This window comes from Rahnella sp. 2050 (assembly GCF_040544515.1).
GTDB classification, from domain to species: domain Bacteria; phylum Pseudomonadota; class Gammaproteobacteria; order Enterobacterales; family Enterobacteriaceae; genus Rahnella; species Rahnella aceris.
Window position 1 is genome coordinate 86513 of the sequence record NZ_JBEPKE010000006.1, and the last position, 25984, is coordinate 112496.

The window sequence follows — 25984 nt, forward strand, 5'->3', positions numbered from 1 at the left end:
TTTATTATGCAGAAGGGGCGTTAATTACCGTCACGACGCCAGGCATCAGCAGTCAGCGCTTCGCCAAAGTGACTCGAAATCAACCGTTTGGTGAGGTCATGCAGCGGTGCCGCCAGAACTTCGGCCGTATTTCCGCGTTCCACCACCTCGCCTTCGTGCATCACCAGTACCTGATCGCTGATGTGTTTCATCATGCCCAGATGCTGCGTCACGTAGATGTACGAGATGCCCTGTTTTTCCTGTAATTCGAGCATCATATTGATGATTTGTGAACGCATCGACATATCCAGAGACGCCAGCGCTTCATCAGCCACGATCACTTTGGGTTGCAGGATAAGTGCACGTGCCAGTGCCACGCGCTGCTTCTGACCCGACGCCAGCATATGCGGGTAATAATTGGCGTGATCGGGCAGCATGCCGACCAGCCGCAATGTCTGGTTGATGCGTTGTTCGCGCTGTTGTGCATCCATTTCGCTGTTCAGTCGCAGGGGCGCTTCGAGTAACTGCCCGATACGCTGACGTGGATTAAGTGAGGTGCTCGGGTCCTGAAAAATCATGCGGATTTGCTGGCTGCGGAAACGATAATCACGAAACGTCAGCGGATGATCATCAATCAGAATTTCGCCGTCGCTCGGCTCGACCATGCCGGAAAGCATTTTAGCCAGCGTCGATTTGCCCGAACCATTCTCGCCGATGATCGCCAGCGTTTGTTTTTCGCGCAGGGTAAAGCTGACCGGTTTCACGGCCTCGAGATTCATCTTGCGGAACAGTCCGGTGCGATAACGGAACGTTTTGCTCAGATTACGGACTTCGAGCAGGGTTTCGCCCATTATTGCTCCTCCATGTTCAGCGGGAAGTGGCAGGCATACGCATGGGTTTTCGCCAGACGCAGGCGCGGCGTTTCGATGCATTTTTTCTGCGCGTAAGGGCAGCGTGGCCCCAGACGGCAGCCAATCGGCAAATGTTCCAGCGAAGGAATGGCACCTGGCAGCGTATTCAGACGGCTTTTATGTGGCAGTGAGCGGCCAAAATCAGGCATCGCGCGGATGAGCGCCTGCGTATAAGGATGATGCGGCGTGGCCAGCAATTCTTCACACGCTGCGCTTTCAACCGTTTGTCCGCAATACAACACGTTGATACGGTTCGCCCATTTGCTCATCATTTGCAGGTCGTGGCTGATCAATAAAATGGTGGTGTTATTGTTCTGGTTGAGTCGCGCCAGCAGGCGGAAAATCTGCGCCTGCGTCGTCGGCTCCATGGCGTTAGTCGGTTCATCGGCAATCAGCAGACGCGGCTGATTCGCCAGCGCGATGGCGATCATCACTTTCTGGCACTCGCCTTCGGTCAGTTCATACGGATAACTGGCCATAACGTCTTTGTGATCTTTAATACCGACGCGGTGCAGCAGCTCGATGGCGCGTTTTTTGCGCCACTTCCAGCGCTGATACCAGCGGCCTTTGTAGGTCCAGCCGGGAATGGCCTGAATCAGCTGGCGGCCGATGCTTTCAGAAGGATCCAGACAGGACTGCGGCTCCTGAAAAATCATCGACACATTTTGCCCGACCAGTTTACGTCGCTCGCGTGGCGTCAGTTGCAACAGCTCGATGTTATCAAAGCGCATCCGGTCCGCCGTCACGCGCCAGTTGTCTTTGGTAACGCCACAAATCGCCTTGGCAATCAGGCTTTTACCCGAACCGGATTCGCCCACCAGCCCGCGAATTTCACCGGCGTTGAGCGTCATACTGACGCGGTCCACAGCTTTGACCGGGCCATCGGCGGTCATAAATTCAATGGTCAGATTGCGGATATCGAGTAACGGCATTATTCCACTCCCGCATTAATCGCCCGACGCACACCGTCACCCAGCAGGTTGATCAGCAACACGCTGATAAGAATGGCGGCACCCGGCAGCATGACTGTCCACGGCGCGACATACACCAGCTCCAGCGAATCGCCGAGCATGGCTCCCCATTCCGGTGACGGCAGTTGTGCGCCCAGATCCAGAAAGCCTAACGCGGCGATATCCAGAATCGCCATCGACAGTGCGCGGGTAAATTCCGTTGCCAGCACCGCAACGATATTTGGCAGAACGGCATAACGCAGAATCTGCCAGGTGGAGGCACCATCGAGTCGTACGGCGACCACATACTCTTTTTCCAGCTCATCATGCACGGCGCTGTAAATCGTGCGCGAAATGCGTGGCAACAGCGCCAGCCAGACGGCCAGCATCGCATGCTCAAGTTTCGGCCCGATAAACGCGACGACGACAATCGCCAGCAGCAGGGAAGGGATAGACAGCAGCGTATCGAAAATATGGTTCAGAATGGCCGATTTCAGGCCACGGCTGATCCCCGCCAGTACGCCGATGATCACACCACATAAAGACGCCGCGAGGGTTATCACCAGTGCGCCGCCAATCGTCGGCGCAGCGCCTGTAAGCATCCGGCTGAGTAAGTCGCGGCCAAGATCGTCGGTGCCGAGGAAGAACGACACATTGCCGTAGCGCGACCAGGAGGGCGGCAACAACTGATAACCAAGGAATTGTTGATCGAGCGCGTAAGGCGCTAATAAATGGCCAAATATGCACAGCAATAACAAGCCGAGCACGCCGTAGAAACCGATCATCGACAGTGTGTCGCGATAGAAAATCCCCCACGTATGGCGCAGAGGACTCGGAACCTGTTTTTCGCGGTATACATTATCGAAGGGCATACCATTCCTTATGTTTCAATGGATTCATCAGTGCGCCCAGAATGTCTGAAAGCACGTTAACCACAATTACCAGCGAGCCAACGACCATCACACCGGCTGAAATCGCCGCGTAATCCTGCTGACGGATAGCGTTAATCAGCCATCGCCCGATGCCTGGCCAGTTAAAGACCACCTCAGTAATCATCGCCAGCGTCAGCATGGTCGAAAATTGCAGGCCGAGCTTGGGAATAATCGGCGGCAGCGCGTTGTGTAATACATGGCGACGGATAATCGTAAAGCGTGATAAACCGCGCGTTGCGGCGGCTTTCACATAGTTTTTCTCCAGCACATCGTCGGTGGAAATGCGCATCAGGCGGATCACTTCGGTCGTCGGCGCAACGGCCAGCGCGGCGATCGGTAAAATCATATGGCGGATAGCGCTCATGATCATCTCATGGCGGTATGGCGAATCAGAAAGCCATGCATCAACCAGCGTCAGGCCGGTGACACTTTTCAACTGATAGAGTAAATCCAGGCGACCGGAAACCGGCAGCCAGCCCAGTTGCAGCGAGAAGAACAGCATCAGCAGTACCGCCAGCCAGAACACCGGAATGGAAAAGCCGAGCAGGGCGATGCTGCTGATGGCGACATCCGGCCATTTTCCACGCATCACTCCCGCCAGAATGCCCAGCGGGATCCCGACGACTAATGCCAGCGCAAAGGCCAGCACGCACAATTCCATCGTGGCCGGGAAAACCGCTTTCAACTGATAAGAGATGCCTTCGCCATTGATACTCGACACACCGAAATCAAACTGGCAAAGACCCGCAAAATAGAAGTGGTAGGCGTCCCACAAGGACGCGCCGCGCAGTGGCGCATTCGGCGTGAAATAGCTCAGGCTGAACGCCACAAGGCTCAGGAAGAACAGGGTCACCAGCAGCAGCAAAATGCGGCGTAACGTAAAGATAATCATGGAACTTTCCTTCCTTCATTATCACGACTTTTTTCATCATCACGGAAGACGCCAGCAAACGAGGAGTTGCCAAACGGGCTCAGTACCAGCCCTTTGATGTCGTAACGGTAAGCCTGAAGACGCAGGGAAGACGCCAGTGGCAACACCGGCAGTTCCTGCTCAAGGATTTTTTGCGCCCGCTGATAAAACTCAATACGCTGGGAAAGTTGCTGTGACAACAGCCCCTGACGCAGCAATTCATCAAATTCCGGGTTACACCAGTGAGCATAGTTGGTCTGCGAATGAATCGCTGCACAACTGAGCATAGGGCGGAAGAAACTGTCCGGGTCATTACTGTCCGTTGACCAGCCAGACAGCGTCAGGTCGTGATTCATTTCCATCAGCTTGGCTTCCTGGAAACGTCCCTCGACCGGGACAATGGTGACTTTAATCCCTACCTGTCCCAAATCGGCCTGGATCAGTTCGGCGGTTTTCAGCGGGCTGGGGTTAAAGGACTGCGACGCCGTCGGTACCCATAAATGCAGATTAAGCTTTTCCTGCCCGAGGTCTTTCAGGATTTGCTTCGCTTTATCCGGATTGTATTCCGTTACCTGCGCGTTGCTGTCATAAGCCCAGGACGCACGCGGCAAAATAGACGCAGCGGTTTCAGCGGTGCCGTAATAAATCGACTGCATCAGGCGCTGATTGTTGATCGACAGCGCCACCGCCTGACGGATACGCGGATCATTGAGCGGGGCTTTGTTGGTATTGAAAGCCAGGTAGGCAACGTTCATCCCCGGGCGCAGGGAAAGACGCAAGCGCGGATCCTCACGTAGTATGGACAGCTGACTGGCCGCCGGATACGCCAGCACATCACATTCACCGGTTAGCAATTTCGACAAACGCCCGGTGCCGCCAACGCCCATATCAATCACCACCTGTGCCATACGCGGTGTGCCTTTCCAGTACTGTCCGTTGCGCGCCAGCCGCACATATTGCCCGGTACGGTATTCACCAAGCTGGAACGGGCCAGTGCCTACCGGCTGGCGATCAATCTCTTCTTCGTTGCCGGATTTGATGAGATTCGCGGCATATTCAGCCGAAAGCACCGGTGCATAGTGCGTGGCAAGATGCCAGAGAAAAGAAGCGTCAGGATTATTGAGGCGAAACTCAACGGTATAGTCGTCCAGTTTTTTGATGCTTTTCACCGCATGGGCAAACTGCAGGCTGTCGAAATACGGATATTCTTCACCGTTTACAGCGTGGTAGTGATTATTCGGGTCGATGATGCGCTGGAAGCTGAACACCACATCGTCAGCGTTCATCTTGCGCGACGGTGAAAACCAGCCGGTTTTCTGGAAAGGCACATCTTTGCGCAGATGGAAACGGTAGGTTGCGCCATCATCCAGCACTTCCCAGCTTTGTGCCAGTTCGGGGATCAGGCGATAGGTATAAGGGTCGACATCCAGCAGGCGGTCATATAACTGTGCGGCCAGCGTATCAATGATCAGCCCGCTGCTGGCTTTCTGCGGGTTAAAGGTATTGACCATGCCGTTAACACAATAGACAAAGCCGCTCTGGCGAATATCGTTCACCGGCGCACTGACGACTGTCGGGCTGGCGTGTGTTGGAGCAGTCTCAGCAAAAACTGCCGTGGACAAGCCACTCAGTAAAATCATCCACAAAGTTAGACGACGCATAAAGGCTTCAAAGTTAAGGTGCAATAGCTTAAGTGTACCGTACTCTGCGAGGTACCCCAATCCATTGAGCAAATCAGCGTGCGGGACTGCGGCACTTCGCGCAAAAACCGTTCGTTTTCCGGCAAAAAAAGAGCATGTATCAATAAAACCCTTGAAATTGGATTGCTATTGTTATGTTATATTATAACAATAATTGCAGGCGAAGTATTCCTGCACTGTCCTGAGATATGAGGTTAATGATGTCCTTACTCCCTGTTACCGTGCTGTCCGGTTTTCTTGGCGCAGGTAAAACTACCGTTCTCAACCATATTCTGAACAACCGTCAGGGATTACGCGTGGCGGTTATCGTCAATGATATGAGCGAGGTGAATATTGACGCCGCACTGGTCGCCAGTGAAATCACGCTCGACCGTCAGCAGGAAAAACTGGTGGAAATGAGCAACGGCTGCATCTGTTGCACGTTGCGGGAAGATTTGCTGATTTCAGTGCGTGAGCTGGCACAGGCCGGACGTTTTGATTATCTGCTGATTGAATCGAGTGGTATTTCAGAACCGCTGCCGGTGGCGGAAACCTTCACTTTCGAAGATGAAAACGGTGAAAGTCTGTCGCAGTTCGCACGGCTGGATACGCTGGTGACCGTGGTCGATGGCGTCAACTTTATGCAGCAATATCAGGAAGCGCGCAGTGTGCAGGAGGCCGGTGAAAGTCTGGGCGAGGACGATGCGCGTAGCGTGACGGATTTGCTGATCGACCAGATAGAATTCTGCAACGTGCTGCTGGTGAGCAAAACCGATCTTCTCGACAGCCTGCAACAGCGGGAAGTGATTGCATTGCTGAAAAGCCTCAATCCCGATGCGCACATTATACCGATTTCCCCCGGCAGCCTGCCGCTTGAAGCCGTGCTTAATACGCACCGGTTTGATTTCGCCAAAGCACAGCAGGCGCCGGGCTGGCTGAAAGAGTTACGCGGTGAACACACACCGGAAACCGAAGAGTACGGCATCAGCAGTTTTGTCTACACCGCACGCAGGCCGTTTGATCCGGATAAGTTTTACCGCGTGGTGCACGGCGACTGGGGGGGCGGTACCTTACTGCGTTCCAAAGGCTTTTTCTGGCTGGCGTCGCGTCCGCGCTTTGCCGGGCAGTGGAGTCAGGCGGGGGGCATAGCGCATTATGGCATGGCGGGTATTTTCTGGCGTTCGCTGCCTGAAAGCGACTGGCCGCAGGACGAGGAGACCCGTGAACAGATTATGGAGAAATGGGTTGAGCCGTTTGGCGATATGCGCCAGGAACTGGTGTTTATCGGCCAGCACCTGAATAAAGAAGAGATTATCCGGCAGCTGGATGCGTGTCTGTTAAGCGAAGAGCAGATGGCAGAAGGCATCGAACACTGGGTCAACATGGCCGATCCGTTCCCCGAATGGTAGTCCTTAGTGACCTTAAGGTGTTCATAAAGTAGCCATAATATCAGTGTGGTAATGAGAAATATTCTCAACAAAGTGCTTTACAGACGATACTGAGAACTATTATCATTCTTTTCACCGGACGAGAGGCGGCCCGCCAGGGACGTTAATCGCGAGGTACGACATTGCTCACATTGCTTCCAGTATTACTTAGCCAGCTCGGGTGCTGGCTTTTTTTTTGCCTGTTATTCAGCCCCTTCCTGCGAATTGACCTGAATTGCGTGTTTCTTCAACATTCCGCGCAACTGATGATAAGTCACGTTCAGCAACTCTGCGGCTTTACGCTGATTAAAGCGTGCCTGCCGTAAAGCCTGCTCAATCAGATTTTTTTCCTGTCCGGTCACCCATTGCTTAAGATCCAGCGGTAACGTCGGCAGCGTGTCGTGTGGACTGACGTCAGCCGTTTCCACGGTGGCAGTGCGCTGTGCAAACGGGTTCAGGATAATATTATCGAGCGGAAAATCGCTGGTACCATGGCGGTACATCGAGCGTTCGACGACGTTTTTCAGCTCGCGGATATTGCCCGGCCAGCGGTAGGCCATCAGCGTCTGACGCGCATAGTCGGTAAAGCCGGGGAATAACGGGAGAGACAGTTCGCGGCACATCTGAATGGCGAAATGTTCCGCCAGCAACATGATGTCCTGCTGGCGTTCACGCAACGGCGGCAGTTGCACCACATCAAACGCCAGCCGGTCCAGCAGGTCGGCGCGAAACTTTCCTTCAGCGGCCAGCACCGGTAAATCATCGTTGGTCGCACACACCAGCCGGACATCCACCTGTAACGGCTGGCTGCCGCCGACGCGCTCCAGATGACCGTACTCAATCACGCGCAGCAGTTTTTCCTGCACCAGCATGGGCGCTGTCGCCAGCTCATCGAGAAATAACGTGCCGCCATCCGCACGTTCAAAGCGTCCGAGATGACGTTTCTGTGCGCCGGTAAACGCGCCAGCTTCATGGCCGAACAACTCGGAATCCAGCAGGTTTTCATTGAGCGCCGCACAGTTGAGCGAAATGAACGGCCCCTGCCAGCGGGGCGACAGATAATGCAGACGATGCGCAATCAGTTCCTTTCCGCTGCCGCGTTCGCCGGTGACCAGAACCGGCTTATTCAGCTTCGCCAGTTGTGAGACCTGTTCCAGCACTTCGATGAAGGCGTTGGCTTCACCGAGTAAATTGTCTGTGTTATCCGTCATTTGGCTTTCCTTGTGTGGTGAAACACACTAACACTTAGTGAAAATAATCATCTCGAAAAATAAGCATAGCAGAGACAAAAGTAAAAAATTCAATTTATTCATGCAGATAATGATTTTAAAAAGTTGGCACGGATCCTGATATAGGTTTATCGCCGCAGTGAAAAATTTTCCTGCGGATTTAACCGGTAATCATTTGGCCGGAAACCAACAGAAACAAAGAGGAATTTCGATTATGGGTATTTTTTCTCGCTTCGCTGACATCATTAACGCCAACATCAACACCTTGCTGGATAAAGCAGAAGATCCGCAAAAACTGGTTCGTCTGATGATTCAGGAAATGGAAGACACGCTGGTGGAACTGCGTTCTACCTCCGCCCGTGCGCTGGCAGAAAAGAAACAACTGATCCGTCGTATCGATCAGGGTGAATCCCAGCAGAGTGAATGGCAGGACAAAGCCGAACTGGCGCTGCGTAAAGATAAAGACGATCTGGCCCGTGCGGCGCTGATCGAAAAGCAAAAGCTGTCCGAGCTGGTGACCACGCTGAAAAACGAAGTGAACGTGGTAGAAGAAACGCTGGATCGCATGAAGTCAGAAATTGGTGAGCTGGAAAGCAAACTGACCGAAACCCGTGCGCGTCAGCAGGCGCTGACCTTACGTCATCAGGCCGCAGCGTCCTCGCGTGACGTCCGCCGTCAGCTCGACAGCGGTAAAATTGATGAAGCGATGGCGCGTTTCGAGCAGTTCGAACGCCGCATCGATCATATGGAAGCGGAAGCAGAAAGCGTCAGCATTGGTAAAAAGAAATCGCTGGATCAGCAATTTGCCGAACTGAAAGCCGACGATGAAATCAGCGCACAAATTGCTGCGCTGAAAGCTAAAATGAACGGCAATCAGGACGCATAATGTTTGCCATTAAACCTGCCTGTTCGCAGGCAGGTTGTTGCAGGATTAACGCCGTAACCGGTAATAAATAAGACTCATAAGGAGAGACAATGAGCTTCCTGTTTTTAGCTATTCCGCTGACTATTTTCGTTTTATTCGTGGCGCCCGTCTGGTTGTGGCTTCACTACAGCAATCGCCAGCAAAATGGCAGTCAGCTCAGTCAGCATGAGATACAAAATCTCACCAGTCTGACTCATGAAGCGCAACGTATGCGCGAACGTATTCAGGCACTGGAAGAAATTCTTGATGCCGAACACCCGGGCTGGAGGCAATCATAATGGCGACCCGTCTGTCTGAGAAAAAACTCTACCGCGTGCCGGAAGAGGGCGTAATAAAAGGCGTTCTGGCCGGGCTGTCGCACTATCTGGGCGTGCCGGTAAAATTGCTGCGGATTATGGCCGTGCTGTCGATTTTCTTTGGTTTGTTCATGTTCACTGTCGTGGCGTACATCATTCTCAGCTACGTGCTTGACCCTGTTCCGGCCAGTGAATATGACGATGAAACTGCGCCATCGCCGCGTAACTTGCTGGAAGAAGCCGACCGCGAACTGAAAGCCAGCGAGCAGCGTTTACGCCAGGTCGAACGCTATGTCACCTCTGAAACCTTCGGCGTACGCAGCCGGTTCCGCCAGCTTTAATTCTTTATTCACCGCTTTGCCTCTGGCCGCCGGACGTTGCTCCGGCTGCTGTTTTCCTTCTCATCTCCCGCTTAAGGAATCTTTATGACCCGTTACCTGAATTCCTCGCTGCCGGGTAAGCGCAGCCTGTTTTCGAAAATTTTCAGCGTGATCATTACGCTGGCGCTGACCTTTGGCCCTGCCGGGCTGGCAGCGCGTGTGTTGGGCGTGGTGGGAAAAGGGCCAATGAGGTATGTTTTAGCACTATTATTAGAACCATTATTCAAACGTATTTTGACCGCGCTGTTTGGGCGCTACGCCAGGGAGAGCAATGAAAAGACTACAAAATGAGTTTAATTCACTGATCAATCGCGGCATGGACAGACATCTGCGGCTGGCTGTCACCGGTTTAAGCCGCAGCGGAAAAACCGCTTTCATCACCGCCTTCGTTAACCAGCTTTTACATATGCACAGCGGCGCACGTTTACCGCTGTTTTCGGCTGCCCGCGAGGAGCGTCTGCTTGGCGTAAAACGCGTTCCCCAGCGTGATCTGGGCGTGTCGCGCTTTGCCTATGACGAAGGTCTGGCGGCACTCTACGGCACGCCGCCCGCATGGCCAACGCCAACCCGTGGCGTCAGCGAAATCCGTCTGGCATTGCGTTATCGCTCTAATGATTCCCTGCTGCGTCACTTCAAAGACACCTCCACGTTATATCTGGAGATCGTCGATTATCCCGGCGAATGGCTGCTGGATTTGCCGATGCTGGAGCAAAACTATCTCGACTGGTCGCGCCAGATGGCGGGGCTGTTGCAGGGCGATCGTGCAGAATGGGCGAAGCCGTGGCTGACGCTGTGTGAACAATGTGATCCGCTGGCCCCGGCGGATGAAAATCTGCTGGGCACAATTTCACAGGCCTACACCGATTATCTGGTGCGCTGCAAGACCGAAGGTTTGCACTTTATCCAGCCGGGGCGCTTTGTTCTGCCGGGAGATATGGCCGGTGCGCCTGCGCTGCAATTTTTCCCGTTGCCGGAGCTGAACCGCTATTCCGATGCGCAACTGGCGCAGGCAGATAAAAACAGCAATCTGGGTATGCTGCGTGCGCGTTTCGACTATTACTGCCAGCACATCGTGAAAGGTTTTTACAAAGATCACTTTGTGAAATTTGACCGCCAGATTGTGCTGGTTGATTGCCTGCAACCGCTCAACAGCGGACCGCAGGCGTTCAACGATATGCGCCTCGCGCTGACGCAGCTGATGCAAAGTTTCCATTACGGTAAACGCACGCTGTTCCGCCGTCTGTTTAATCCGTGCATCGACAAACTGATGTTCGCCGCCACTAAAGCCGATCACATTACCGGCGATCAGCACGCCAGCCTGGTGTCGCTGTTGCAGCAACTGGTGCAGGAAGCCTGGCAGAACGCCGCTTTCGAAGGCATCAGTATGGATTGCGCCGGTCTGGCGTCGGTTCAGGCGACGGAAACCGGCATGGTCGAATATCAGGGGCAAAGCTTGCCCGCGCTGAAAGGCCACCGGTTGCAGGATGGCGCGCCGCTAACGGTGTTCCCCGGCGAGGTGCCTGCGCGTCTGCCGGGACATGCGTTCTGGCAAAAACAGGGATTCCATTTTGATGAGTTTCGTCCGCGTGAAATGAGCGTGGACACGCCGTTGCCGCACATCCGTCTGGATGCGGTGATGGAGTTTTTACTGGGAGATAAAATGCGATGAGCGAACCGATTAAACCGCGTATCGATTTTGAAACGGAATTAAAGGCCCCGGTCGATCCGGTGATCAAACCGGCGCTGGCGTTTGATGAGCAAATGTCAGAACGTTTTATTCCGGTTTCCGTTGAAACGGATGAACAGCAGGAAGAGGGCGAGGCCGAAGCAGTGCTCAACCGTGCGCTGAAACCGCGTCGCAGTTTGTGGGGCAAAATTGTGCGCCTCGGCGTGGCGGTGCTGGGCATCAGCGTGGTAGCACAGGGCGTGCAATGGGTACACGAAGCGTGGATCCAGCAGGACTGGGTGGCGCTTGGTGCCTGCACCGCAGGCGGGCTGATTATTGTCGCCGGTGTCGGTTCCGTTGCGACCGAATGGCGACGCTTGTACCGCCTGCGTCAGCGCGCCGACGAGCGCGATACGGCACGCGAATTAATGCACAGTCATGGATTAGGGCAGGGACGTGTATTCTGCGAAAAACTGGCGGCGCAGGCCGGGCTGGATAACAGCCATCCGGCGCTGCAACGCTGGCAGGCTTCACTGCATGAAACCCAGAATGACCGGGAAGTGGTTGAACTGTATGCCCGTCTGGTTCAGCCGGTTCTCGATGCGCAGGCCCGGCGTGAAATCAGTCATTCAGCAGCCGAATCCGCGCTGATGATCGCTGTCAGCCCGCTGGCGCTGGTGGATATGGCCTTCATCGCCTGGCGCAACCTGCGGCTGGTTAACCGTATCGCGGTGCTGTACGGCATCGAACTTGGCTATTACAGCCGTATTCGTTTGTTCCGTCTGGTGCTGCTGAACATGGCATTCGCCGGTGCATCCGAACTGGTGCGTGAAGTGGGCATGGACTGGATGTCACAGGACCTTGCTGCCCGTCTTTCAGCCCGTGCGGCACAAGGCATCGGTGCCGGTTTGCTGACTGCGCGTCTGGGCATCAAAACCATGGAACTCTGCCGCCCGCTGCCGTGGCTGGAAGGCGATAAACCGAAACTCGGTGATTTTCGCCGTGAGCTTGTCGGCAAGCTGAAAAACAGCATGGTGAAAAGCGATAAAACTAAATCAGGCGTCTGATATTTCTTCAGTTTTAAACTGCCAATAAAAAAGCCCCCAAATTAACGGGGGCTTGTATTACTCTGACTAAGTTGCTTATAAATTAACTTTCGGTACAACAAAAGCTGTTTATAAACTAGGTTGTCAGATAGTTCTGTGCTTTAGCAAGACCATCGGAAATTTGTGAATACGCCTTGTTCACCGCATTACTGGTGTCACTCACCGCGTCCTGACCAAAGTTTGATAGGCGATCGGCAACCTTATTAACATCTTCCGACCAACCCGCACCATTAACCATTTCAATATCATGTTCTGTTAATTGTTTCATCTTAGGCCTTCCTTTTAATCTGTTAAAGCAAGTCCCCTTAAATAACGGGGGCGATGAAAACATTGAGTAAGTCTATGGAGATAATTTCTACGCAATGTCTTCACAGGGATTAAGCCTAGAGTACTGCGGACGGAATTTGACTAGGAATAATCTCCTATGTGGATTTAGATATGTAACTCATTGTTTGAAATCACTATTAAGATATTTTTAAATCTGAATAATTAATGCAATGTGCAAAAAATAATCGAACCAGAGGTCAGGTGGTTATTTTTTATAAGACATTGAAATTAATATTACTGCGCAATTATCCCTGCGTGGTAATAACTTCATCCGGTGTTTCAGAGTAATCGCGGTGGCAGCGTGATTATGTGCTGCTATCTTTCAAAGATTCTGTTTTTACAGCCGGTTTTTCTGGAACGCTTAAATATGCTCTTTCGTAAAGAGGTCAATGAACATCAGCAAAGTCACTGGGCGGGTAAGGCTTTATTGCTCTCCGGCTGGCCTTTATGGATTGTCACGACACTCACGGCCCTCTTCCTGTTTGCTTTACTGATATTCCTGATCTTCGCTAACTACACACGTCGCATCAACGTCAGCGGTGAAATCATTACTCAGCCGCACAGCATTAATTTATTCAGCCCTGAGCAGGGCGTGGTCACCAAATTGTATGTCGATACCGGTAAACCCGTAAAAAAGGGCCAGCCTTTATATGAAATCGACGTCAGCCGCGTGACGCAGGCGGGGAATGTCAGTACCACCACGCTCGCCGCTATTAAAAAGCAGCGCGAGCAAATCGATTCCATTATTGCCCAGCTGGAACACAATAAGCAGGAAACCCTGCAAAACCTGCAACAGCAACTCGATCAGTATCAGAAGGCGCATGAAGTCTCACAAAGCATGGTGGATTCGGCGCAGGAAGGGCTGGATGCCATGAAAAAGAGCATGCAGAACTACGGGGCATATCAGAAGAAGGGCCTGATCAATACTGACCAGTTGAATAATCAGCGCTACCTGTTTTACCAGCAGCAGACATCGTTCCAGAGCCTGAACACCCAGGCGATTCAGGAAGCATTACAAATCACCAATCTGCGCAGCGAACTGGTGACACGCGCCGCCGAGTTTGATAACCAGATTTCACAGTACGGCTACCAGCGCAATGACCTCGAACGCCAGCTGGCGCAGGCCGATGCCAAAGGCTCATTGCTGATCACCGCGCCGACCTCCGGCAAAATCTCTTCGCTGAGCGTCACGCCCGGACAGATGGTCAACGCCGGTGACAGCCTCGCGCAACTGGTGCCAGCCAGTAATTCCCCGTTCTTTCTCGTTGCCTGGCTGCCGAATGAAAGCGTGCCTTACGTGAAAGCCGGCGAGCACATCAATATTCGGTACGAAGCCTATCCGTTTGAAAAATATGGCCAGTTCCCCGGCAAGGTGGAATCGATTTCCTCTGCGCCGGTTTCCGAACAGGAGCTGAATTCTTACGCCAGCGCGCCGAGAACGGCCAATGGCACGATCAGCGGGCCGTATTACAAAGTGATTGTTTCACTGGATAAAAAAGCCATGAACTGGCACGGCGAAACGCTGAATTTATCCAGCGGCATGAAAGCCGAGTCGACGTTATTCCTGGAGAAAAGGCCGCTGTATCAGTGGATGTTGTCTCCGTATTACAGCATGAAGAAAAGCGTGGTGGGGCCAATCAATGAATCTCGATAACGTACGGGAGCTGGCTGACCGCCTGCACTTTAGCTGGCGCCACCGGGTGCCGCAGATTATTCAAACCGAGGCCGCCGAGTGCGGACTGGCCAGTCTGGCAATGGTCTTTGGCTATCACGGCAAACACGTCGATTTGCAAAGCCTGCGTCAGCGCTATGGCATATCTTCACGGGGCGCGACGCTGCGCACGCTGATGGATATCGCGGCAGCGAATGAGATGAAATCCCGCGCGTTAAAGCTGGATATCGATGAGCTGAACGCGCTGAAAACGCCGTGTATTTTGCACTGGGATCTCAATCATTTCGTGGTGCTGGTTGGCGTTAAACAGGGCAAAGTGATTATTCACGATCCGGCCTTTGGCCGCCGTTCGCTTGGCATGCGCGAGGTGTCCGAGCACTTCACTGGCGTGGCACTCGAGCTGTGGCCGGACAACGGTTTTACCTCCGAGAAACCGCGTGTGCGGCTGGATCTGCGCAAAATGATGGGCAATGTCAGCGGCCTTATTCCGGCGCTGACCAAAATCTTCTGCCTCTCGCTGATGATCGAATCGGTCAACCTGCTGCTGCCGGTCGGGATGCAACTGGTAATGGACCATGTGATCCCGGCGAAAGACCCGGATTTACTGACCCTGATTTGCCTCGGGTTGCTGTTCTTCATCATTTTCCGCACCGGCGTCAGCATGTTACGCGCCTGGACATCGCTGGTGATGAGTACGCTGATTGATGTGCAATGGAAAGCGCGGCTGTTCGATCATCTGATGAAACTGCCGCTCGATTATTTTGAGAAACGTAAACTCGGGGATATTCAGTCGCGTTTTACTTCGCTCGATACGCTGCGCACCACGCTGACCACCAACGTGGTCAACAGTATTATCGACGGCATTATGTCGGTCGGGTTAATCGTGATGATGGTGCTGTATGGCGGCTGGCTGATTTGGGTGATTCTTGGCTTCACGGCGATTTATGTCATCTTCCGCCTGACGACGTATAACGCTTACCGCCAGGTTTCCGAGGAGCAAATCGTTAAAGGTGCGCGTGCCGGTTCGCACTTTATGGAAACGCTCTACGGCATCAGCACGCTGAAAGCACTGGGTTTATCGAAAGCCCGCGCCAATTTCTGGCTCAATCTGAACATTGATAACGCCAATGCGACGGTGCGTAAAACCAGGTTTGAGATGATGTTTACCGGCGGCAACACGCTGATCGCCACGCTCGATCAGGTCGCGCTGCTGTGGCTGGGGGCGACGCAGGTAATTGACGGCCATATGACGCTGGGGATGTTTGTGGCCTTCAACACCTACCGCGGGCAGTTCTCCGAACGTGCTGCCAGTCTGCTGAATATGGTGTTGCAACTGCGGATGCTTTCCCTGCACCGCGACCGTATCGCGGATATCGCGCTGACCGGCACCGAGAAATCACTGCCGGAACGTGAGTTGCTGCGGGCGGGCGAGGCAGCGTCGCTGGAGGTGCGGGATCTGGTGTTTCAGTACGACAGCCTTTCCGCACCGCTGATCAACGGGCTAAACCTGTCGGTGGCGGCGGGCGAAAGTGTGGCGATCACCGGGCCGTCGGGGCAGGGTAAAACCACTCTGATGAAGATCATGACCGGTTTGCTGACGCCCACCGAAGGCCGCATTCTGATTAACGGTATGGATATCACCACCGCCGGACTGAACAATTACCGCAGTTGCATCGCCTGTGTGTTACAGGATGACACGTTGTTCGCCGGATCTATCGCCGAGAACATTGCCAGCTTTGATGAGCAGAAAGATGAAGCGCGTATTATTGATTGCGCCCGCCGTTGTAACATCCACGACGATATCGAACGGATGCCGATGGGCTATGAAACGCTGATCAGCGAACTGGGCGGCAGTTTGTCCGGCGGGCAGAAACAGCGTTTGCTGATTGCCCGCGCACTGTACCGCCGTCCGGCGATACTGTTCCTCGACGAAGCCACCAGTCATTTGGATCTGGACAATGAAATACGCATCAATCAGGCGATCAGCGAACTGGATATTACGCGGATATTTATTGCCCACCGTCCGTCTACGATTGCCTCAGCAGATCGCGAGATCAAGCTCGGTTAAATCCTTCCTTCAGGCGATCCCTGTTCCGGGATCGCCTTTCCAAAATTGCGGCCTCTGTTACATCTCCTCACGGAAAGTTCATCATTTGTTTAAAAGTTATTATAAAATGCGGACTTCATCGTCTGACGGCGCTGCATCGCCTCCTGCCGTCTGAACTGTCTGTGCTCCTGTTTCTAAAAAATATCAGCGCAACAGATTAATTTTTAGGAGTTTTCATGTCGAATCAGTTCCCGAGCTCACGCCTTCGCCGCCTGAGACAGTCCGAATCCCTGCGCACTCTTTTTCAGGAAACTGAATTTAGCGTCAACGATCTGGTACTGCCGATTTTCGTAGAAGAAGAGACCTCTGAATACGTACCCATCGAAGCTATGCCGGGTGTGTTGCGCATCCCTGAATCCCGCCTGGCATTTGAAATCGAACGTTACGCCCGCGCCGGTATCCGCTCTGTTATGACGTTCGGTATTTCGCATCACATGGATGCTACCGGCAGCGATACCTGGAACGAAAACGGTCTGGTCGCGCGTATGGCGCGTATCTGTAAAGACACCGTGCCTGAAATGATTGTCATGTCCGACACCTGTTTCTGCGAATACACCTCACACGGCCATTGCGGTGTGTTGCACGACCATGGCGTGGATAACGACGCAACCCTGGTCAACCTCGGTAAACAGGCTGTCGTGGCGGCGGCTGCTGGTGCAGATTTCATCGCGCCATCCGCCGCGCAGGACGGTCAGGTGCAGGCCATCCGCAGTGCGCTGGATGAAGCCGGATTTATCGATACCTCAATCATGGCGTATTCCACCAAGTTTGCATCTTCCCTGTACGGGCCTTTCCGCGAAGCGGGCGGCAGTGTACTGAAAGGCAACCGCAAGCAATATCAGATGAACCCGATGAACCGCCGCGAAGCCGTGCGTGAATCGTTGCTGGACGAGCAGGAAGGCGCCGATGCGCTGATGGTGAAACCGGCCGGTGCGTATCTGGACGTGATCCGCGATATCCGCGAAGCCTCCCGTCTGCCACTGGCGGCGTATCAGGTCAGCGGTGAATACGCGATGATCAAATTTGCTGCACAAGCCGATGCTATTGATGAGCGTGCCGTCGTACGTGAAAGCCTGGGCGCGATTAAACGTGCTGGCGCAGATATTATCCTGACTTACTTCGCGATGGATATTGCCGAAAACGGGCTGTAATTTTTGTTCTCGCCGCAAACCAAAACCGGGCTTCCGCCCGGTTTTTTTATGTCCTCGCGTCGGAAGCTGATACTGCGCGATGTATGTTCAGATAACGTCTTTAATATTTAAGAGTGGCAGAAAATTAAAATAATGCTTTTTTATAGAGAATTACCTCACCATTAATAGGGTGTAATTAATAAAAAAGTATTCATACAAAGAATAAGGTTTTATAGCGGTTAAATTACTGACTTTTGTAACTTAATAAACTGAGTTTTTTATTAACTAATTTTTATAGCCTGCCGATACCCCATGTGCTTCACATACAATTGTATTTATAAAAATAATGGAGAGCCATGCGCTATGAAAATATTTATGTCATATTTTGAAAATCTAAAAGTCGGGAAAAAATTAGCATTAGGTTTCGGACTTATCTTATTGCTGAGCATTGCAGTTGCTTTATGTGGTATTAAAAATCTGAATGATATTTCCATTCGAGCTGAGAAAATAAGCCAGCTTAAAGTGATAACTGACCAGTTTGCTATGGCGAAAGCTGAAAGACTGGAATATGTGAAAACGCACGATGAAAAATACATCACAATGAATGAGGTGAACTTACAGCAGGTTGATAAAAAAATTGAAAGTCTCAGGTTGCTTCGTTGGGATACAGAGCACCTGAAGATGCTTAATGAAATGTCAGAGGTCATGAAGACGTATCGTGACAAGCGTGCTCAAACGGTCCGCGAGACCCAACAACGTGATCTTGTTGTCAGTAGTTTTGTGCTGACACGCGAAGAATCTGAGATTAACAGTCTGGCTCAGTCCTATGCACGAGATCCCGCACGTGCTGTCACCGCGATCGCGTTAGGGGATATCGTCAGACACATTGATGGGGTGGCGACACGTGTAAAACTCCTCCAGTTTGAGAATACTGAGGAATCCCTTCAGGCTTTAACAGGTTTTATGAATGAATCGATTCAGCAAATGGATGCCGTCAAATCCCAGTTAAATCCGGCTGATGTCAGCATACTTGAAGAAATTGAACGCTCGGTCTCGGCCAAAAAGGCGAGTGCCGGAAACTACCTCCAATCCTATATTGCTGAGCAGGAAGCAACTCAGTTGCTTGCGAAAGCAGGCGGCAAGCTGACCACCCTGAGTGACAATATATTTGAATCGGAGCTGAGCGCGGCGCATGACGATATCAGAAATGCAGTTATATGGATGACTTCACTCCTGGTAGCAGCAGTCTTATTAAGTATTGGCATTGCACTGATTATTTCCCGCCAAATTGTGAAGCCTCTGGCTGACACGCTTGACGTCGCCAGACAGATAGCGCGCGGTGATTTAAGAGCCCATCTCAATACCACGCGTCGTGATGAGCTGGGAGAACTGATGCAAGCTGTAGATGAGATGAACACCGATCTCCGCCGTATCATCGGGGATATTCGTACCGGTGTGACGCAGGTGAGCCATGCCTCCGCAGAAATTGCGGCAGGTAATAATGATTTATCCGCACGCACTGAGGAACAGGCTGCTGCGCTTGAAGAAACGGCAGCCAGCATGGAGCAGTTAACTGCGACGGTTAAACAGAACGTGGACAATATTCATCATACCAGCCGCCTGGCGGGCAGTACTTCAGAAACGGCGAATAAAGGCGGGCAACTCGTCTCTCATGTGGTGAAAACTATGAATGAAATTACTGCAAGCTCAGCAAAAATTGCTGAGATTACGACGGTAATTAATAGCATCGCTTTTCAGACCAATATTCTGGCTCTCAATGCGGCTGTTGAAGCGGCGCGTGCTGGCGAACAGGGGCGGGGATTTGCTGTTGTGGCAAGCGAAGTGAGAAGCCTTGCGCAGAGAAGCGCTCAGGCTGCAAAAGAAATAGAAGGTTTAATTGGTGAATCGGTAGAGCGAATTAATGCAGGGTCAGATCTGGTAGAACAGGCGGGGACTACCATGCATGACATTGTGACCAAAGTCGCTAATGTTACCGAAATACTGAATGAAATTACTCAAGCATCGGATGAACAGAACAGGGGAATATCTCAGGTAGGGCAGGCAATAGTGGAAATGGACAGCGTGACTCAACAAAATGCGGCCCTGGTGGAAGAGTCTTCTGCTGCCGCCAATGCGCTGCGAGATCAGGCACAAAATCTTGCTGCGTCTGTTTCACGTTTTATTACTGAGTAATCTGATTCTCAAAACAGTCGTGATATTGCGTGCCGTTTGTGCACCACATAGCATGACTGTTTTGTTAAGCCGACCATGTGTGTCATCGGCCAGGTTTTGAGATAAATGCAATTCCCATCCGTAACCCTACTTCTTCACAATGCCCGCAATATCATTGGTGTTCATCAGATGATAATCGCCATTCATGTCGGTGTAGCTGGTCATGCCGGTATTGCGGTCACGATCCGGTTCGCCGTGGGCGAAAAACTGGTCGCCGGATTTGGTGTTAATCACATAATCGCTGGCGCAGCCAGTTAACGACAGAGCCAGAACCACAGCCGTCAGGCAGGATAATTTCTTCATTGTTCAGTAGTTTCCCGTTGCAATCATCTGCCCATATTACAAAACAACCCGCCGCAAGAAGCAAAGAATAAAAATGTCACCCGGCGTAAGCGTGCGTGCAAAACCGTGCTTGTGCACCAGCGCGGTGCGATGTGATCCCGTCGTTGTTTCTGTCAGTTGCCCGTAACGCTCTCCCGTCGCTATCTATACTCACATAACCCGTCACATTCTCAGAGGTTGAGTAACAATGGCAGATATTTTGCTTATGTTTTTTTACCTTTGATGTTTTCACCCCCGGAGATAAGCGGGAAACCCTCAGTCTTAAGGCTTAAGCGTTAAATTTCAGATTTTCTGATTACGACTTCGTGTTGGTGTTTTTGCTACATGCGTTTTCCATAACCCGTTTTGCATAAACTCTGTCCTAAGGATCATGATGATGTCGATGAAATTTATTAAAAGTCCTCTTTCTTTGTTGCTGGCAGGCTGTCTGGTCACTGCGTTTACCGCGCGTGCGGATATCGTGATTGGCGTCGCTGGCCCGTTCACCGGCCCGAATGCCACCTATGGCGATCAGTACTGGCATGGTGCCACCCAGGCCGCTGAAGACATTAATGCCGCTGGCGGAATCAACGGCGAGAAAATCAAACTGGTGCAGGGCGATGATGCCTGCGAACCGAAACAGGCCGTTGCGGTCGCTAACCGTCTTGTTGATCAGGATAAAGTGCAGGCGGTGGTCGGGCATTTTTGTTCATCTTCTACCATGCCCGCATCTGAGGTTTACAACGATGCCGGCATTATCGCCATCACGCCGGGATCCACTAACCCGCAAATCACCGAACGCGGCATGAGTGATATGTTCCGCATGTGCGGACGTGACGACCAGCAGGGGCAGGTTGCCAGTGATTACATCATCGACAAGCTGAAAGCCAAAAAAGTGGTCATTATCCACGACAAAGACACTTACGGGCAGGGGCTGGCGGATGCCACCAAAGCGGCGCTTAACAAGCGTGGCGTGAAAGAAGTGATGTATGAAGGGTTATCGCGCGGCGAAAAAGACTTCAACGCGCTGGTCACCAAAATCAGTGCGCAGAAACCGGACGTGGTGTTCTTCGGCGGTTGCCATCCTGAAGCCGGTCCGCTGGTACGCCAGATGCGTGAGCAGGGCGTGCAGGCCACGTTCTTCTCCGGCGACTGTATCGTCAACGAAGAAATGGTCACCGCCGCAGGCGGCCCGCAATATACCAACGGGATTCTGATGACCTTCGGCAAAGACCCGCGTCTGATCCCGGAAGGCAAAGTCGTTATCGATAAATTCCGCGCCAGCAAGTTCGAGCCGGAAGGCTACACCCTTTACTCCTATGCCTCCGTGCAGGCTATTGCCGCGGCATTCAAAGCCACCGGCGGCAGTGATTCCGCCAAAGCCAGCGCCTGGCTTAAAGCCAACAGCGTCGATACCGTCATGGGCAAAAAAGCCTGGGACAGTAAAGGCGACCTGAAAGTCTCTGATTACGTGGTTTATAAATGGGACGACAAAGGCAAATATCAGGAAGTTAAGGAATAAAGCACTCTTATTTGCCATTTTGAACCCGGGCAGTGCTCACTCTTTATGAAAGAACTGGCTCACGTACTTAATGTACGCTCCGGCTCTTGTGCGCTGGCCGGGTCCAAACTGGCTGCAACGATAACGCTTTATTAGCTTTAATGAATGCGCCCTTAGCCAGGCGCGGTCACAAAAAGAGACTGCGTATTTATGGATTCATTCTTCCTGCAACAACTGTTTAATGGCATTACGCTCGGTGCTGTCTACGGTCTCATTGCCATCGGCTACACCATGGTTTACGGCATTATCGGCATGATCAACTTTGCGCACGGCGAAGTGTATATGATTTCGGCTTACCTCTGTGCCATCGCGCTGGCGCTGCTTTCCTTCTTCGGGCTTCACTCTTTTCCGCTACTGATCCTGGGCACGCTGGTGTTCACCATCGTGGTCACCGGCGTGTATGGCTGGGCGATTGAACGCATTGCCTATAAGCCGCTGCGTAATTCGACCCGTCTTGCACCGCTGATTTCTGCTATCGGCATGTCACTTATCTTACAAAATTACGCGCAAATCAGTCAGGGGCCGCGACAGCAGGGCATTCCGACCATGCTGGATGGCGCATTCCGTTTTCATATCGGCGAAAGTTTTGTCCAGATGACCTACACCAAAATTTTCATTCTGGTGGCGTCGCTGGCTGGCATGCTGGTTTTATCGTGGATTATCAGTAATACCAAACTTGGTCGTATGTGTCGTGCGGTGCAGCAGGACAGAAAAATGGCTTCCATTTTGGGTATTAACACTGACCGCATTATCTCGCTGGTCTTCATGATTGGCGCAGCGATGGCCGGACTGGCCGGGGTTCTGGTGACCATGAACTACGGCACGTTTGATTTCTACGCCGGTTTCATCATCGGCATCAAAGCTTTTACCGCAGCGGTACTCGGCGGCATTGGTTCATTACCCGGCGCGATGCTGGGCGGGCTGATCCTGGGGATTGCCGAAGCGCAGTTCTCGGGCATGGTGAATTCTGATTACAAAGATGTGTTCTCCTTTGGATTGCTGGTGGTGATCCTCATTTTCCGCCCTCAGGGCCTGCTGGGCCGTCCGGTCGTGACGAAAGTGTGAGGGAAATAAAATGATGTCACAAACTGCTGTGAACAGCGGATTTTCATTTAAACGCTGTCTGCTGGATGCCATTTTTGCCGGGCTGGTGGCGCTGATTATTTTCGGGCCGGTGGTCGGTGTGGTGCTCGATGGTTACAGCTTTAACTTTCATAGCCAGAGGCTGGTCTGGATCATTGCTGCGGTGATGACGGGCCGCTTCCTGCTCAGTGCATTTTTAGAAACCACAGCCGGGCAGAAAATGCGTGCGCGTTTCGAATCCGACAGCGCGGGCGTCTATGTCCGGTCGCCGGATTATAAAAGTCATCTGCGCTGGGTTATTCCGCTGCTGATTGTGCTGGCCATTTTCTTCCCGTTCGTCGCCACCAAATACATTCTGACGGTCGCCATTCTGGGACTGATTTATGTGTTGCTCGGCCTCGGGCTGAATATCGTGGTCGGACTGGCCGGTTTGCTCGATCTGGGGTATGTGGCGTTTTACGCCATCGGGGCTTACGGGCTGGCGCTGGGGTATCAGTATCTCGGCCTCGGCTTCTGGTCGATGCTGCCGCTGGCGGCGGTGATGGCCGCGCTGGCGGGTGCGTTGCTGGGTTTCCCGGTGCTGCGTATGCACGGCGACTATCTGGCGATCGTGACGTTAGGTTTCGGTGAAATCATCCGGCTGGTGCTGACCAACTGGTTGTCGTTTACCGGCGGTCCGAACGGTGTTTCCGCGCCTCCGCCCACCTTTTTCGGGCTGGAATTTGGCCGGCGGGCGAAAGAGGGCGGCGTGCCGTTCCACGAGTTTTTCCATCTGACCTATAACCCGAATATGAAATTTATCTTCATCTATGCCGTGCTGGTTCTGGTGGTGTTGCTGGTGTTGTTTATCAAACACCGGCTGACCCGCATGCCGATTGGCCGCGCGTGGGAAGCGCTGCGTGAGGATGAGATTGCCTGCCGCGCGATGGGGCTGAATCATGTGCTGGTCAAGCTGTCTGCCTTTACCCTCGGGGCTTCCACAGCCGGAATTGCGGGCGTGTTTTTCGCCACGTATCAGGGCTTCGTTAATCCGACCTCTTTCACCTTTTTCGAATCTGCACTGATTCTCGCTATTGTGGTTTTGGGCGGTATGGGCTCAACCATCGGCGTGGTGCTGGCGGCATTTGTGCTGACCGTCGCGCCGGAACTGTTGCGCAGCTTTGCCGAATATCGCGTATTGCTGTTCGGCGTTTTAATGGTGGTGATGATGATCTGGCGGCCACGCGGGTTGATCCGCATCAGCCGCAGCGGGTTTGCCGTGCGTAAAGGAGTCGCGCCATGAGCGAAGCGTTAGCGGATAACAACATCCTGAGTGTCGAGCATTTGCGCATGCATTTCGGCGGCATTAAGGCGCTGAACGATGTGAATCTTGCGGTGAAACGCGGATCGATTACCGCGCTGATCGGCCCGAACGGCGCAGGAAAAACCACGGTATTTAATTGCCTGACAGGTTTTTATAAAGCGTCCGGCGGCAATATTTTGCTCAATACGCGCCGCCGGACGACCAATGTAATCCAGGTGCTCGGGCAGAAATTTCAGCCTGATGACTGGATAAAACCGGCGCAACTGGGCAAACGCATTTTCTACAAAATGTTCGGCGGTACACACCTGGTTAACCGCGCCGGGCTGGCGCGTACCTTTCAGAATATCCGGCTGTTTCGTGAAATGTCGGTGGTTGAAAATCTGCTGGTCGCTCAGCACATGCAAACCAACCGCAACCTGATTGCCGGTGTGCTCAATACGCCGGGTTATCGCCGTGCGGAAAATCAGGCGCTGGACCGCGCATTTTACTGGCTGGAAGTGGTGGAACTGGTGGATTGTGCCAACCGGCTGGCAGGGGAAATGTCTTACGGTCAGCAGCGCCGGCTGGAAATCGCCCGTGCGATGTGTACCGCGCCGGAAATGATTTGCCTGGACGAACCGGCAGCCGGTCTGAATCCGGTTGAAACACGTACGCTGAGCAAAATTATCCGCTTCCTGCGCGATCATCACGACATCACCGTGCTGCTGATCGAACATGATATGGGCATGGTGATGGACATTTCCGACCACATTATCGTGCTCGACCACGGCGACGTGATTGCCGAAGGAATACCGCAGGCTATTCAGAACGATGAGAAAGTCATTGCCGCGTATCTGGGTGCTGATGAAGACGACGAGGTCAGCTTATGAGCGACGCGATGCTGGAATTTCGTGATGTGAATGTGTATTACGGGGCGATTCAGGCATTACAGCAGGTCTCTTTGCAGGTGCATGAGGGGGAAACGGTGGCGTTGATTGGTGCCAACGGTGCCGGGAAATCAACGCTGCTGATGTCGATATTCGGCCAGCCACGTATACAGAGCGGGCAGATCCTGTTTCGCGGGGAAGATATCAGCCGCAAATCGACACACTTTGTGGCTTCGGCTGGCATAGCGCAATCGCCGGAAGGGCGACGTGTTTTTCCGGATATGACCGTGGAAGAAAACCTGCTGATGGGCACCATTCCCGTCGGGAATAAACACGCGGCAGAAGATCTGCACACCATGTTTGAGTTATTCCCGCGCCTGAAGGAACGCCGTAAACAACGGGCGATGACCATGTCCGGTGGTGAACAGCAAATGCTGGCGATTGCCCGTGCGCTGATGAGTCGCCCGAAGCTGTTACTGCTCGATGAACCGAGTCTTGGGCTGGCGCCTATTATCGTTAAACAGATTTTCCAGACCTTGCGCGAACTGGCAAAAAACGGCATGACTATCTTTCTGGTGGAGCAAAATGCGCATCATGCGCTCAGGCTTTCTGACCGGGGTTATGTGATGGTCAACGGACAAATTCGGCTTAGCGGTTCAGGCGAAGAACTTTTACATAATCAGGAGGTGCGGAAAGCTTATCTCGGAGGAATCTGATTTTTCATCTTCAATGCCCGCGATACCCCGTATTGCGGGCCTTCCCGCCAACTTTTTTCCGCATTTTCAACCTGCCTCCACATTTCGCCCACAGTATTCCGCTATCATGCAATTCTTACAGAAAGGTGACCGGAAAGTTAATTTTCTGAGGTATCATGCGGAATTAGCTGTCATGAATTTGTAAAACGTCAGTTTTTTTGGGCACATCAGTGGCCTGAAGCCGTGTTAAGGCGTTGACCCACCAGGATCAACAGGCTATATAGCGCTATCCGTTTT

24 protein-coding genes are annotated in these 25984 nt (G+C 52.6%); 16 read left to right on the forward strand and 8 right to left on the reverse strand.

The annotated features are described in order from the left end of the window. Positions 1-20: 20 nt before the first annotated feature. Genes sapF through sapA form a run of 5 tightly spaced genes read right to left on the reverse strand, consistent with a single transcriptional unit; the run spans position 21 to position 5343 of the window. A complete protein-coding gene (sapF, locus tag ABIC79_RS20125; RefSeq protein WP_013576058.1) occupies positions 21-830 on the reverse strand; it encodes a putrescine export ABC transporter ATP-binding protein SapF in 810 nt (269 codons plus the stop codon). Then, on the reverse strand, positions 830-1822 hold the full coding sequence (sapD, locus tag ABIC79_RS20130; RefSeq protein WP_013576057.1) for a putrescine export ABC transporter ATP-binding protein SapD: 993 nt from the start codon (positions 1820-1822) through the stop codon (positions 830-832). The genes sapF and sapD overlap by 1 nt, the downstream gene beginning before the upstream one ends. After that, the gene (sapC, locus tag ABIC79_RS20135) at positions 1822-2712 is read right to left on the reverse strand and encodes a putrescine export ABC transporter permease SapC (protein WP_013576056.1); all 891 of its coding nucleotides are present in this window, start codon (positions 2710-2712) and stop codon (positions 1822-1824) included. The genes sapD and sapC overlap by 1 nt, the downstream gene beginning before the upstream one ends. Beyond that, positions 2699-3664 (reverse strand): putrescine export ABC transporter permease SapB, encoded by a 966-nt coding sequence (gene sapB / locus ABIC79_RS20140; protein WP_013576055.1) that lies wholly within the window; start codon positions 3662-3664, stop codon positions 2699-2701. The genes sapC and sapB overlap by 14 nt, the downstream gene beginning before the upstream one ends. Further along, on the reverse strand, positions 3661-5343 hold the full coding sequence (sapA, locus tag ABIC79_RS20145) for an ABC transporter substrate-binding protein SapA (protein WP_013576054.1): 1683 nt from the start codon (positions 5341-5343) through the stop codon (positions 3661-3663). The genes sapB and sapA overlap by 4 nt, the downstream gene beginning before the upstream one ends. 239 nt (positions 5344-5582) lie before the next feature. Between sapA and zigA the strand changes: the two genes are divergently transcribed. Continuing rightward, positions 5583-6770 carry a zinc metallochaperone GTPase ZigA gene (zigA, locus tag ABIC79_RS20150; RefSeq protein ID WP_112152214.1) on the forward strand — a complete coding sequence of 396 codons (1188 nt, stop codon included), beginning with the start codon at positions 5583-5585 and terminating at the stop codon, positions 6768-6770. A gap of 221 nt (positions 6771-6991) precedes the next feature. Here zigA and pspF read toward each other — a convergent pair whose 3' ends face one another. Further along, positions 6992-7999 carry a phage shock protein operon transcriptional activator gene (pspF, locus tag ABIC79_RS20155; protein WP_013576052.1) on the reverse strand — a complete coding sequence of 336 codons (1008 nt, stop codon included), beginning with the start codon at positions 7997-7999 and terminating at the stop codon, positions 6992-6994. Between the two features lie 232 nt (positions 8000-8231). Here pspF and pspA point away from each other — a divergent pair, with 232 nt between their 5' ends. From pspA to ABIC79_RS20185, 6 genes are all read left to right on the forward strand, one after another. After that, positions 8232-8903, forward strand: a complete 672-nt coding sequence (pspA, locus tag ABIC79_RS20160; RefSeq protein ID WP_013576051.1) for a phage shock protein PspA — start codon at positions 8232-8234, stop codon at positions 8901-8903. A gap of 89 nt (positions 8904-8992) precedes the next feature. Then, on the forward strand, positions 8993-9220 hold the full coding sequence (gene pspB, locus ABIC79_RS20165; protein WP_112152186.1) for an envelope stress response membrane protein PspB: 228 nt from the start codon (positions 8993-8995) through the stop codon (positions 9218-9220). Then, on the forward strand, positions 9220-9579 hold the full coding sequence (gene pspC / locus ABIC79_RS20170) for an envelope stress response membrane protein PspC (RefSeq protein WP_013576049.1): 360 nt from the start codon (positions 9220-9222) through the stop codon (positions 9577-9579). Before pspB ends, pspC begins: the two co-directional genes overlap by 1 nt. A gap of 84 nt (positions 9580-9663) precedes the next feature. Continuing rightward, on the forward strand, positions 9664-9909 hold the full coding sequence (locus ABIC79_RS20175) for a phage shock protein PspD (RefSeq protein ID WP_037035548.1): 246 nt from the start codon (positions 9664-9666) through the stop codon (positions 9907-9909). Continuing rightward, entirely contained in the window at positions 9890-11287 is a 1398-nt protein-coding gene (locus tag ABIC79_RS20180) for a YcjX family GTP-binding protein (RefSeq protein WP_354568293.1), read from the forward strand. The genes ABIC79_RS20175 and ABIC79_RS20180 overlap by 20 nt, the downstream gene beginning before the upstream one ends. After that, positions 11284-12351 (forward strand): YcjF family protein, encoded by a 1068-nt coding sequence (locus ABIC79_RS20185; RefSeq protein ID WP_217216953.1) that lies wholly within the window; start codon positions 11284-11286, stop codon positions 12349-12351. Before ABIC79_RS20180 ends, ABIC79_RS20185 begins: the two co-directional genes overlap by 4 nt. 115 nt (positions 12352-12466) lie before the next feature. On the opposite strand, the gene ABIC79_RS20190 is transcribed toward ABIC79_RS20185, so the two are convergent. Further along, positions 12467-12658: a hypothetical protein gene (locus tag ABIC79_RS20190; RefSeq protein WP_013576041.1), complete on the reverse strand. Its 192-nt coding sequence runs from the start codon at positions 12656-12658 to the stop codon at positions 12467-12469. Between the two features lie 426 nt (positions 12659-13084). Here ABIC79_RS20190 and ABIC79_RS20195 point away from each other — a divergent pair, with 426 nt between their 5' ends. The 4 genes from ABIC79_RS20195 (at position 13085) to ABIC79_RS20210 (ending at position 19819) form a co-directional block, all read left to right on the forward strand. Further along, positions 13085-14371 carry an HlyD family secretion protein gene (locus tag ABIC79_RS20195; protein ID WP_232829627.1) on the forward strand — a complete coding sequence of 429 codons (1287 nt, stop codon included), beginning with the start codon at positions 13085-13087 and terminating at the stop codon, positions 14369-14371. Further along, positions 14358-16457: a peptidase domain-containing ABC transporter gene (locus ABIC79_RS20200; RefSeq protein ID WP_354568295.1), complete on the forward strand. Its 2100-nt coding sequence runs from the start codon at positions 14358-14360 to the stop codon at positions 16455-16457. Before ABIC79_RS20195 ends, ABIC79_RS20200 begins: the two co-directional genes overlap by 14 nt. Before the next feature lie 215 nt (positions 16458-16672). Next, on the forward strand, positions 16673-17647 hold the full coding sequence (gene hemB, locus ABIC79_RS20205) for a porphobilinogen synthase (RefSeq protein ID WP_354568297.1): 975 nt from the start codon (positions 16673-16675) through the stop codon (positions 17645-17647). Between the two features lie 342 nt (positions 17648-17989). Further along, entirely contained in the window at positions 17990-19819 is a 1830-nt protein-coding gene (locus ABIC79_RS20210) for a methyl-accepting chemotaxis protein (protein ID WP_354568299.1), read from the forward strand. Between the two features lie 126 nt (positions 19820-19945). Here ABIC79_RS20210 and ABIC79_RS20215 read toward each other — a convergent pair whose 3' ends face one another. After that, on the reverse strand, positions 19946-20161 hold the full coding sequence (locus tag ABIC79_RS20215) for a YgdI/YgdR family lipoprotein (RefSeq protein WP_013576036.1): 216 nt from the start codon (positions 20159-20161) through the stop codon (positions 19946-19948). Positions 20162-20576: 415 nt separating this feature from the next. Here ABIC79_RS20215 and ABIC79_RS20220 point away from each other — a divergent pair, with 415 nt between their 5' ends. The 5 genes from ABIC79_RS20220 to ABIC79_RS20240 all read left to right on the forward strand — a co-directional run bounded on the left by ABIC79_RS20220 (position 20577) and on the right by ABIC79_RS20240 (position 25708). Next, positions 20577-21701, forward strand: a complete 1125-nt coding sequence (locus tag ABIC79_RS20220; RefSeq protein ID WP_112152190.1) for a branched-chain amino acid ABC transporter substrate-binding protein — start codon at positions 20577-20579, stop codon at positions 21699-21701. Between the two features lie 189 nt (positions 21702-21890). Further along, on the forward strand, positions 21891-22805 hold the full coding sequence (locus ABIC79_RS20225; RefSeq protein WP_013576034.1) for an ABC transporter permease subunit: 915 nt from the start codon (positions 21891-21893) through the stop codon (positions 22803-22805). Between the two features lie 13 nt (positions 22806-22818). Next, the gene (gene livM, locus ABIC79_RS20230) at positions 22819-24105 is read left to right on the forward strand and encodes a high-affinity branched-chain amino acid ABC transporter permease LivM (protein ID WP_173362108.1); all 1287 of its coding nucleotides are present in this window, start codon (positions 22819-22821) and stop codon (positions 24103-24105) included. Beyond that, positions 24102-24995: an ABC transporter ATP-binding protein gene (locus ABIC79_RS20235; RefSeq protein ID WP_013576032.1), complete on the forward strand. Its 894-nt coding sequence runs from the start codon at positions 24102-24104 to the stop codon at positions 24993-24995. Before livM ends, ABIC79_RS20235 begins: the two co-directional genes overlap by 4 nt. Then, on the forward strand, positions 24992-25708 hold the full coding sequence (locus ABIC79_RS20240; protein WP_015690111.1) for an ABC transporter ATP-binding protein: 717 nt from the start codon (positions 24992-24994) through the stop codon (positions 25706-25708). Before ABIC79_RS20235 ends, ABIC79_RS20240 begins: the two co-directional genes overlap by 4 nt. The last annotated feature ends 276 nt before the right edge of the window (positions 25709-25984 follow it).